Below are 10,941 nucleotides of genomic sequence, written 5' to 3' on the forward strand. Positions count from 1 at the left end.
GGATAATATACAAAGTGTCGGAGTGTTAGCAGGCTGAAAACTTGACAAAAAAACTTATTTATGTTATAATTTACCAGTATAAAAATAAAGTGTATAATAGGGTTCTCCTGGCCAGGGGGACCCTATTTTTGTTGTGAAAATGAAGGAGTGTATGTGCGTGAAACAAGGTGAATCAAGTGTAACGTCGCTCGTATCAGCTTTCGGAAGGGCGTATCATAGTGAATTTGATAGTTCTAAAATCTTTGATGATTATGTAGCTAAAGATCTTATTTCACAAAAAGAACGTAACGATATTGAAATGAACATGGTTCAAGGAATACATTTTTTCAATACAGACATTGCACAGCAGTTTCAAGACAATCCGAAAGAAATTTTAAAATGGATTACACAAGTTCAGTTATCACCAACACCTTTGGCACGTGCAGCATATTGTGAAAGAGTGCTATTACATGAAATTACATTAGGCGCGAAGCAATACGTCATACTCGGTGCAGGCTTAGACACGTTTAGTTTTAGACACCGAGAATTAGAAAATAAAATAGAAATATTTGAAGTGGATCATCCTTCTACGCAAGAGTTTAAAATACAAAGAGTGAAAGAAGCAGAGCTTGAAATCCCAAGCAATCTTCATTTTATTTCAATGGATTTTACTAAAGGTTTCTCGAAGCAAACATTAGTAAATGAAGGATTTGAAAATAAAAAGACTTTCTTTAGCCTTTTAGGTGTTACGTATTATTTAATGAAAGAGGAACTTTCCAGTTTAATAGAATATTTATTCGAGATAGTTCCAGCAGGAAGTTCTATCGTTTTCGATTATCCTGATGAAAATTTATTTACGGAAAAAGGATTATCCAATCGAGTTGAAAATATGATAAAGATGGCTGAGATAGGCGGAGAACCGATGAAATCATGTTTTTCTTACGGAGAAATGGAAGCACTGTTAGAGAAATCGGACTTACTCATTTATGAGCACTTATCACCAGAGGATATTCATACATTATATTTTGAAGGACGAAACGATTATTTAGAAGCTTTTGAGACGGTGCATTATGTACATGCGGTGAAGAAGTAGAGGATTAGTAGGCATGGGGAGGGATCTCTGTGTCTTTTTTTGTGGAAAACAAGAGGATGGGATTTATTGAGAAAGATAATGATAGATATATTGTTACATGAGTTACTACATCTAGATGAACATAAGGAAGAATGTGGGGTGTATTTGTCGAAAAAACAGAATGTTCAACGAAAATTCGCGATTATGTTATATAATGATTTTAATAAACCATATTTTAGAAATTACCCCCGATTATGTAGAAAGTATATTTTGTTTTGATAAGCTAAAAGAACTTGTAGTGGGGCTTGTTACAAGTTCTTTTATTTGTAAAATTTTTATTGACTAAAATATGGAAAAAAGGAGGGTGCAAGTTTGATAAGAAATTTAAAGAAAGCAGCACTTAATTCGTTAGATGGGAAATGGGGAGTAAGTATAGGGGTATCGGCGTTATACTATTTTGTACCAACTTTAAGTGCATCAGCGATTGCTAGTTTTATATATTTAATACTTGGCCTGTTTATTGGGGTAATTGGTTTGGATGTTTTCTTGATTTATTCAATTGGTGGGCAACCACAAGTAGATCCAACAGCACTAGTTTTACTTATTCTAAGTTATGTTTTTATAGGACTGATTTGTTTCTTAATTTACAGTGTCATACAAGGTATCTTTAATTATGGGTATTCTGTTTTCACCTTACGCTTAGGTAAAAATGAAGATGCTAAGGTGGACGATGTATTTGTGGGGTTTAGGAAGAACAATTTGTTTAAATCAATGAAATTAGGAGTGTTGCAGGCTATTTTTCTATTTTTATGGAGCCTGTTATTAATTGTTCCAGGTATTATTAAATATTTTTCTTATTCAATGGCATATTATATTTTAATAGAGAATCCGGATTATACAGCAAGTGAAGCACTAAGGGAGAGTAAAAGAATAATGAAAGGGCAAAAGTTCAAGTTATTTGTTCTTTGGTTATCTTTTATTGGTTGGTTTTTGTTAACAGCATTTATAGGTATGTTTACATTTAATCTGTCATTCATATTTATTTCTCCTTATTACAACACAACTGTCTCGCATTTTTACTTAGACTTAATTAAGAAACAGGATGCTAGAGAAGCGAAGGTAAGTATATAAAGAATATAATTAGTAAGAAAATATTTTTAATGCATATTTTCTCGATTGTAGTCATGCAATTAAGCATATCCCTTTTTAATATGATATTGAAAGAAATAAAGTAGCTGCAATTGGATATGTTTTACTTATAATAATTTGGGTAAGGATATTATAACATTGGAGGGATTTAAAATGGGGAAGAGTGAGATATTTCAGGATTTTAATTTTAAATTAGTAGTAATTGATGCTTTATTAGATAAAGAGCCATTATTTTCAAAAGAATTAAAAGACTTAATAGAAAAGTATACGAATAATTTCGAATGGTATTCAGGAGCTGGGCCAATTGTTCAAATTAGAGATTTTTTAGAAGAGCTAATTTTGGAAACAAGTGATTTGGAAAAGATTGAATCCCTTTGCTTTGATGGAGGAAATGAAATTTATCATATCTTAAAGCCAGATTGGGATGGTGAAGACAGTTTGTTTGATGTAATATCTGTTGAAGGATTTCAAAATTTAAACAATCTAAAAACAGTGGAATATATTTCAATGTGTTACCCAAAAGTATTAGAACCATTTAAACAAGCTGGAATTGAAATTGAGGATTAATGAGGGAAAAGTTATAAAATAATGGAAGTGATTCTTATTAAGAAAGAGTCACTTTTTCTTATGCAACGAACAAAGCAGAATGGAGGATATTATGATAATAATCGATAAAGATGGTGAAGGCTACTGGAGTAAAACTGTTGATTTGGGCATTTTAGGTAAATTCAATAGCATTTTTATAGATTTAGATGGATGTGATATAACAGGGGCGAAGGATAATATGACTCAAGAAGAAAAGGTAGAAAAAGCTAAAAAATATTATGGTAATAGATTCAAAGAGTTAGAAACCAATGTTGGATTTATAAATGAGCAATTTCTAATGTGGATTATAACGCATTTATGTGATATAGAATATCCATTTTGGGAATTTGGTGATGAAGATGAAAGTAGTGAAGATTATCCAGATTATATAGTAAAAGAAGAAATAAAAAAATTCGAAGATGAAAATGGACAATTGCAATATGATCCGTATAGTCCAAGTCCGATTTATAGAGAAATTCAGAAATATAATGCATATAATAATGAAGATAATTTATTAAGCTATGAAATCATAACGAAATATTTACCGGTTCTTGATTTCAAAAAACTTGTAGATACAATTAGACCTAATAGTATAGATACATTTGAAGATAACATAAACTTTCAAGTGAGTAGTGAGGTTTGTGGTGGAATGTTATTTTGTGCTACTTACGGAACAATTTATGCTAATAATGAGCTAGAAGTTACGCATAATTGTTAATACAAAGATTACTGAGAGGTATATGGCTACACATCTATTAACTGAAAAATATTAATTGCAATCAAGCGTAAAAAAAACTCGATTCTTATTAAAAAAATAGCGTTCTTTTACTATTCAAATATGATTACATCTGAAGTTAATGAAGATTTCTTCTGCAAAAGTAGTAGATTTTTTATTTGAATTTACTACCTCAGTTTGATTTATCATATTTCAATCTCAATAGAATAGTAAATAGGTATAAAAGATATGGAGATACATACTTTAGGTTTTAAAATACAGTAACTTTTGTGAAATCAAAATGGAAAATAGAAGATGTTAAAATTACATGTATGTACACCCCATATGTGTATATTTGCTGCTCAATAAACTACCATCTCACGTAAGTTTATACCACATTTTCACTTTTATTTACAAAAAATACTATTAAATATTTTCGGATAATTGTTATAATATAATTAAATTGATATAAAAGTTTTTTTCTAGATTGTGTATTTGAAGAATTCTCATGCAAAAAGAGCAAGTTCTCAAGTAGAGAGCTTGCTCTTTTTTGAAGAGAAATAGGATTAGAAGTACATAAGGGGATAGCAGGATTTTATAAAAAGACTTTCTGTATGTATCCACAACAATGTTTAGATGTAAAGGATTTTTAAATTTATAAAAAGATTAAGAGGCGATAGAGAATGAAAAGATATATTAGTATAAAAGGAATTGGCACATATCTTCCGAAAAGAAAGGTAGAATCTTTTGAAATAGATCGCATGCTACATGTGCCAGAAGGCTGGACATTAAAAAAAGCTGGGGTAAAAACAAGATATTTTGTTGATGGGGAAACGTCTTCTTATATGGGGGCAGAAGCTGCAAAAAAAGCTGTAGAAGATGCTAAGTTAACTTGGGATGATATCGATTGTATTATTTGCGGAAGCGGAACGATTCAACAGGCAATACCTTCTACAGCGTCACTTATTCAAGAACAGCTCGGGCTACAGCATTCTGGTATTCCATGTTTTGATATCAATTCAACATGTCTAAGTTTCATAACAGCACTTGATACAATTTCTTACGCAATGGAATGCGGGAGATACAAAAATGTTGTTATTATTTCTTCTGAAATTTCTTCTGTTGGATTAAATTGGGGACAAAATGAAAGCAGTATTTTATTCGGTGACGGTGCGGCAGCTGTAGTAATAACAAAAGGCGATCATACATCTTCTATTATTGCTTCCCATATGGAAACATATAGCTCTGGTGCGCATTTATCAGAAATTCGTGGCGGTGGAACGATGATTCATCCTCGCGAGTATAGTGAGGAACGAAAAGAAGACTTCTTGTTCGATATGAATGGAAGAGCCATTTTTAAACTATCTTCTAAGTATTTGTTGAAGTTTATCGACAAGCTACTTATGGACACTGGTTATACTCTAGCCGATATTGATTTAATTGTTCCTCACCAAGCAAGTGGACCAGCTATGAGACTCATTCGTAAAAAATTAGGTGTTGATGAAGACCGCTTTATGACCATTTTTGAAGACTACGGTAATATGATTTCCGCATCTATTCCAGTCGCTCTTTTCGAAGCGATTAAGCAAAAGAAAGTGCAACGTGGAAATAAAATACTATTATTAGGTACTTCTGCAGGACTTTCAATCGGGGGCATCCTTCTTGAATACTAAGAAAACAGTATTAATTACAGGGGCACGTGCACCAGCAACTCTGCATGTATGCAGACTGTTTCATAACGCTGGACATACCGTTATTATTGCAGATAGTATTCCTTATCCATTAAGTAAAGTTTCAAAGAGTACGGATTACTTTTATGAAATTCCTTCTCCAAAATGGAAAACAAATGAAAGTATCCGTGCGCTACTATCCATTATTAAACGTCACAATGTGGATTTACTTATTCCTACTTGTGAAGAAGTGTTTTATATATCTAAATATAGAGAAGAATTAAGCGCATTTTGCCATGTATTAGTAGATGATTTTCAAAAACTTTCATTACTGCATAATAAGTGGGAATTTATTCAGTTCGTAGCGAATTTAGGGTGGCAAGTACCTGCAACATATAGAATAAATAATGAAGAAGCGATAAGTTCAATGATGCACAAAACACCAGCTCATACTCCTTTTGTACGAAAGCCGATTTTTTCCCGATTTTCTGATAAAGTGGAATTTATTACAAAAGAGGATGCTCTAAAAGAAAGCATGATAGATAAGCCGAATTATATTATGCAAGAGTTTATACGAGGGACGCAGCATTGTTCCTATAGTATTGCACAATCTGGAGAAGTGTTAGCTCACTCTACGTATAAAACGGAATTCACGGCAGGCTTAGGTGCTACCATTGCGTTTCAGCACACGAATCATCCTAAAATTGATCAGTTTGTGAGACATATTGTAAAAGAGCTAAATTTCTCAGGACAAATTGCTTTTGATTTTATCGTTACAGAGGATGGAGATGCGATTCCGATTGAATGTAATCCACGTACTACAAGTGGATTACATTTATTCGATGAGGAAATATTGCCGGCCTTCTTTCATGAAAAGGTAAACAATACACTCATTCCAAGACCGAACTCTGAGTGCGCAATTCGGTTAGCGATGCTTCTATATGGATTTCCTTATTTAAAAAGTAAACAAAAACGTAAGCGATGGTTAAAAGTTCTATGCTCTTATCCAGATATCGTTTATCGTCACAATGATTGGAAACCATTTTTTTATCAGTTTTTTAGCATGTATAAATTGTGGCGTGAAAGTTATAAACAGGAACGGACTATTTTAGAGCAAACAACATATGACATATCGTGGGATGGTGAAGATTTATGAAAATGCTAGTAACTGGTGGAACGGGCTTTCTAGGACAAAAACTCGCCTTTCGACTGAAAAATATGGGCTATGAAGTAACGGCAACGGGAAGAAATAAAACAATCGGTAAGGTATTAGAACAAAATGGAATCGAGTTTGTTCATTGTCCTCTTGAAGACAGGGATCGTGTGCTACAAGTTTGTAAAGATAAAGATTATATCTTTCATAGCGGCGCACTTTCTTCCCCTTGGGGCAAATATGAAGATTTTTATAATGCGAATGTGTTAGGAACGAAACATATTATCGAGGGATGTCAAAAGTACGGTATAAAACGCTTGATCCACGTATCAACACCAAGTATTTATTTCTATTATGATGAGCGACAAAATGTAGTAGAAAACGCGAAACTTCCTGATACATTTGTAAATCATTATGCAACAACGAAGCACATGGCTGAACAAGCTATTGATCAAGCTTTCATGCATGGTTTACCAGTTATTACAATACGCCCGCGCGCTTTATTCGGACCAGGAGATAACGCGATTCTTCCGCGTCTTATTAAAGTATGTGAAAAGGGTGCTTTACCGAGAATTGGTACTGAAAATGTTCTTGTTGATATTACGTATGTTGAGAATGTTGTAGATGCTTTACTTCTTTGTATGCATTCCCCAAAACATACATTAGGGCAAAAGTACAATATAACAAATGACGAACGTGTAAATTTATATGAGGTCATAGAAAATGTAATGAAGCGTCTTGATAAGGAAGTAAAATATAAAAAAATTTCCTACAAAACCGCTTTTTCACTAGCTGCTATACTAGAAGGAATCTCAAAAACTATTTTATTTGGAAAAGAACCTATTCTCACAAAATATACTGTTAGTGTCCTTTCAAAAAGCCAGACCTTAAATATTGATAAAGCTAAAGAAGAACTAGGATATGCTCCAAAGATCAGTATAGAAGAAGGAATTACAAAATTTGTAGACTGGTGGAAAATACAATGAAAATCAAATCTTTAAAGCTATATGATACAGGATATTGCACACATCCAGAAAAAATCGCATATTCCAAGGGCAGTTGGAAACAAATCAGTTTTCCAGCTACAGTAGGATTACTCCAGCATCCAGTATTAGGATATATTTTATTTGATACTGGATATGCGGGACATTTTAAAGAGGCGACAAAAAAATTTCCTTACTCTGTATATGCAAAACTTACGCCTGTTCATTTCACGGAAGAGCAATCTATTAAACAGCAACTTCTTCTTGATGGTATTCAGCCAGAAGAAATTAAATATATTATTCTTTCTCATTTTCATGGCGATCATACTGCTGGTTTACCTGACTTTCCAAAAGCGAAAATATTAACCTTCGCAAAAGCTTATGAGGATATTAAAAAGAGAAGTAAATTTGGTGCTCTATTAAAAGGGTGTCTAAAAGATACACTGCCGATGGATTTAGAGGAAAGAATGTCATTCATTGATCAAACTTCATCCCTTAACTTACCTTCTACATATGGAAAGTTTGAAGAGGGGTATGATGTATTTGACGATGGCTCATTATTTGCTGTTGACTTAACAGGACATGCAACGGGACAATTTGGTCTATTCGTTCATTTACAGAGTAATAAAATTGTCTTTCTTTGTGCAGACGCAGTGTGGCTAAGTAAAACTTATCAAAATCTTGTATTTCCTAGTAAGATTGCCAATCTTTTAACTAGCGATCCAAAATCTTATCGAAAGAATATTGAGAAGTTACACCATTTATCACAAACATCACCTGAGATTGAAATTGTACCAACTCATTGTGAACATACATGGGATAAAATTAAAGTAGGGGTGTACTATGAATAAACTACGAATTCTCAAGCAATACTTGAAAACAAAATATGGCTCGAGATTTTCAAATCGTAAACAGTTGGAACAGTTTCATAAACAACAAATAGAAAAACAGCTTTTGTTCACGATAGAGGCATCTCCTTTTTATCGCCAATTATATACGCCATTTTTAAATGAAATTCAAAAGGGGAATTTGGCTGCACTCCCCATTATTGATAAAGAAGTAATGATGGAACATTTTGATACATTAAATACAGTTCATATTTCAAAGGAAGAAGCGTTTCATGTAGCATTTGAAGCAGAAAAGACCCGGAATTTCTCCCCAACCATTCGTAATATAACTGTTGGTTTATCATCAGGTACTAGTGGAAATCGTGGGGTTTTTCTCGTTTCTGAGGAAGAACAAACGTTGTGGGCTGGCTCGATTATTGGAAAGGTGCTTCCATCTAGCATTTTACATAAACACACGATTGCTTTTTTCTTACGTGCAAATAGCAATTTATACGAAGCGACAAAAAATGAGCGAATCTCATTTCATTTTTTTGATTTACTAGATTCGTTTCAGCAGCATATCACGCGATTAAATGAAATACAGCCATCTATTTTAATTGCACCTCCGTCTATGTTACGGAAAATCGCTTACTGGCAGCAAGAAGGACTCATTACGATTTGTCCCCAAAAAATTATCTCTGTAGCAGAAGTGCTTGAAGATATTGATAGAGACTTTATTCGTGCAACTTTTAAGCAAACAGTACACCAAGTTTACCAATGTACAGAAGGTTTTCTTGCTACCACCTGCAAGCAGGGGACGTTACACATTAATGAAGACCTCGTTCATATTGAAAAAGAATACTTAGATCAAGAGAAAGGGATATTCGTTCCCATTATTACTGATTTCATGAGGAAAACACAGCCTATTATACGCTATCGTCTCAATGACATATTAATTGAGAAAAAAATGCCGTGCAGCTGTGGTTCACCTTTCTTAGCATTAGAACGAATTGATGGTCGATGTGACGATATATTTATTGGAATAAGTGAATTGGATAATAAAGAAATATCTATTTTTCCAGATTTCATTAGAAGAGCAATTTTGTTTGCATCTAGTGACATTCAAGAATTTAAAGTAATACAGCATAGCGTAGACAAAATTGAAATTAAACTTAAAGCACTCCCTGAAAATCTGGAATTATGTAAATCAAATGTAATGAAAGAGTTACAGACACTGTGGGCTACTAAAAAGTGTGCGATACCACATTTTTTCTTTTCACATTACGATATTCAAGTATATGATAAAAAATTAAAAAGAATAGAAAGTCTTGTAAGGCGTGGTGAACATAAATGATTCAGTTACATGATGTTCATTCCTTGCATAGCATTGATTGGGAATCGAAAAAAGATGGAGCATATGTGCGAGATAGTTTCCTGCCTCTTTTTCAAAAGGGCGTTACAGCATTTATTGAAAATGTTAACACGCAGCTCTTTCTATTAGAAATTGATGATCTCATCTTACCAGTTACTCTTAATAACGCAGAGTTCGAAAATTCATATGTATGTTCTCCTTATACACATTACGTATCTTATGCGTTAGAAGAGCTATGGGAGTTGAAAAAACCATGGCTAGAGAAGCTATTAACCTATCCAATTCATCTTATGGGAAGTTGGTTACGACGAACGAATATTAATAAAGTAATTGTCGTAAATAATTGGATGCTTTCAACAAATCTTTATCACTCTATCAACGAACGACAAATCGAACAAATTACGAATCTATTTGTTGAGAAATTTCCAGAGCATACAATTTTAATTCGTTCTTTAAATAACGAATTATATCCCGTAACGACAGAAGCACTATCTACAGTAGGTTACAAGAAAATTATGTCTCGTTCTATATACTTATTTGATCCGAAACACTATAAAAAAATGAATCGAAAAAAACGAAAAGACTTATTAAACGATAAAAGTTTATTAGAGAAAAGCAATTATGAAATCATTGCGAATGAAGAATTAACAAAGGAGGATATTTTACAAATTTCCCAGCTATACAACCAACTATATATTGAAAAATATTCCGCCCATAACCCAATGTTTACACCCGCTTATTTATGGAATGCTCTTCAGCATCGTTTATTTGAGATAAAGGCCATAAAAAAAGGGGATACAATTGATGGTGTTATTGCTTATTTTATTAGGGATGGAGTTATGACAACGCCGATCCTTGGCTATAATACAAACTCTGACCAGCAACAAGGTTTATACCGTATACTTTCCCTCCTTATTACAATGGATTCTATCGAAAAAGATTTAATTTGTCATTGTAGTGCTGGGGCTGGAGAGTTCAAAAGAAATCGTGGTGCAATACAGCAGATCGAATACAGTTATGTATATAACGCTCATTTACCACCTAGCCAACAAAGGGTATGGAAAGTATTAATGTGGATATTAAATACATATATAGAACCGATGGCAAAAAAACATCGCTTTTAAACAAAAAAGTTAAGATTCGTAATATGTAGGAGCTATAAGTATTTTATATTTATCCACAGAAACAAGAAAAATTAATAATATGAGTTAAGTGTTTAATCTTGTTCTGTTAGTTGATTGAATAAAATGTTTTTTTAAAAAGTGAAATCTCTATGTTAAACGAATAGCTGTGTTTATTTAAGTAAGCTACATAAAATAATCAATCTTTTTCATGAAAATTTAAGGAAGCCAAAAGAACCCCGTACATTTTAATCAAAATGTGAACTGTACCCCGAATCATGGACACTTAAAAAAAGCCCCATGATTCGGGGTTTT

At 33.0% G+C, this 10,941-nt stretch carries 10 protein-coding genes; all 10 read left to right on the plus strand.

All coding sequences use genetic code 11. The features are described from left to right. The first annotated feature begins 151 nt into the window (after nt 1-151). The 10 genes from CQ058_RS24115 (at nt 152) to CQ058_RS24165 (ending at nt 10,629) form a co-directional block, all read left to right on the plus strand. Complete coding sequence (locus CQ058_RS24115; RefSeq protein ID WP_082187711.1) at nt 152-1,072, plus strand: class I SAM-dependent methyltransferase; 921 nt, start codon at nt 152-154, stop codon at nt 1,070-1,072. Between the two features lie 351 nt (nt 1,073-1,423). Beyond that, nucleotides 1,424-2,182: a DUF975 family protein gene (locus CQ058_RS24125; RefSeq protein ID WP_002190130.1), complete on the plus strand. Its 759-nt coding sequence runs from the start codon at nt 1,424-1,426 to the stop codon at nt 2,180-2,182. Between the two features lie 171 nt (nt 2,183-2,353). Then, entirely contained in the window at nt 2,354-2,767 is a 414-nt protein-coding gene (locus tag CQ058_RS24130) for a DUF6892 domain-containing protein (RefSeq protein ID WP_002190127.1), read from the plus strand. Nucleotides 2,768-2,858: 91 nt separating this feature from the next. Then, nucleotides 2,859-3,503, plus strand: a complete 645-nt coding sequence (locus CQ058_RS24135) for a hypothetical protein (protein ID WP_002190126.1) — start codon at nt 2,859-2,861, stop codon at nt 3,501-3,503. A 680-nt stretch (nt 3,504-4,183) separates the two neighbouring features. Then, nucleotides 4,184-5,173, plus strand: a complete 990-nt coding sequence (locus tag CQ058_RS24140) for a beta-ketoacyl-ACP synthase III (RefSeq protein ID WP_002190125.1) — start codon at nt 4,184-4,186, stop codon at nt 5,171-5,173. Next, complete coding sequence (locus CQ058_RS24145) at nt 5,163-6,326, plus strand: ATP-grasp domain-containing protein (RefSeq protein WP_002190124.1); 1,164 nt, start codon at nt 5,163-5,165, stop codon at nt 6,324-6,326. The genes CQ058_RS24140 and CQ058_RS24145 overlap by 11 nt, the downstream gene beginning before the upstream one ends. Further along, entirely contained in the window at nt 6,323-7,309 is a 987-nt protein-coding gene (locus CQ058_RS24150; RefSeq protein WP_002190123.1) for an NAD-dependent epimerase/dehydratase family protein, read from the plus strand. Before CQ058_RS24145 ends, CQ058_RS24150 begins: the two co-directional genes overlap by 4 nt. After that, entirely contained in the window at nt 7,306-8,157 is an 852-nt protein-coding gene (locus CQ058_RS24155) for an MBL fold metallo-hydrolase (RefSeq protein WP_002190122.1), read from the plus strand. Before CQ058_RS24150 ends, CQ058_RS24155 begins: the two co-directional genes overlap by 4 nt. Further along, a complete protein-coding gene (locus tag CQ058_RS24160) occupies nt 8,150-9,487 on the plus strand; it encodes a F390 synthetase-related protein (protein WP_002190121.1) in 1,338 nt (445 codons plus the stop codon). Before CQ058_RS24155 ends, CQ058_RS24160 begins: the two co-directional genes overlap by 8 nt. Next, a complete protein-coding gene (locus CQ058_RS24165; protein ID WP_002190120.1) occupies nt 9,484-10,629 on the plus strand; it encodes a hypothetical protein in 1,146 nt (381 codons plus the stop codon). Before CQ058_RS24160 ends, CQ058_RS24165 begins: the two co-directional genes overlap by 4 nt. Nucleotides 10,630-10,941 lie beyond the last annotated feature (312 nt).

It is taken from the genome of Bacillus sp. MYb56, assembly GCF_002976445.1.
GTDB lineage: Bacteria > Bacillota > Bacilli > Bacillales > Bacillaceae_G > Bacillus_A > Bacillus_A mycoides.

What these genes read in the sequence shown, in the direction of transcription:
- CQ058_RS24115 (WP_082187711.1), top strand. Translation starts at nt 152, where the DNA reads ATGTGCGTGAAACAAGGTGAATCAAGTGTAACGTCGCTCGTATCAGCT.
- CQ058_RS24130 (WP_002190127.1), top strand. Translation starts at nt 2,354, where the DNA reads ATGGGGAAGAGTGAGATATTTCAGGATTTTAATTTTAAATTAGTAGTA.
- CQ058_RS24135 (WP_002190126.1), top strand. Translation starts at nt 2,859, where the DNA reads ATGATAATAATCGATAAAGATGGTGAAGGCTACTGGAGTAAAACTGTT.
- CQ058_RS24140 (WP_002190125.1), top strand. Translation starts at nt 4,184, where the DNA reads ATGAAAAGATATATTAGTATAAAAGGAATTGGCACATATCTTCCGAAA.
- CQ058_RS24150 (WP_002190123.1), top strand. Translation starts at nt 6,323, where the DNA reads ATGAAAATGCTAGTAACTGGTGGAACGGGCTTTCTAGGACAAAAACTC.
- CQ058_RS24155 (WP_002190122.1), top strand. Translation starts at nt 7,306, where the DNA reads ATGAAAATCAAATCTTTAAAGCTATATGATACAGGATATTGCACACAT.
- CQ058_RS24160 (WP_002190121.1), top strand. Translation starts at nt 8,150, where the DNA reads ATGAATAAACTACGAATTCTCAAGCAATACTTGAAAACAAAATATGGC.
- CQ058_RS24165 (WP_002190120.1), top strand. Translation starts at nt 9,484, where the DNA reads ATGATTCAGTTACATGATGTTCATTCCTTGCATAGCATTGATTGGGAA.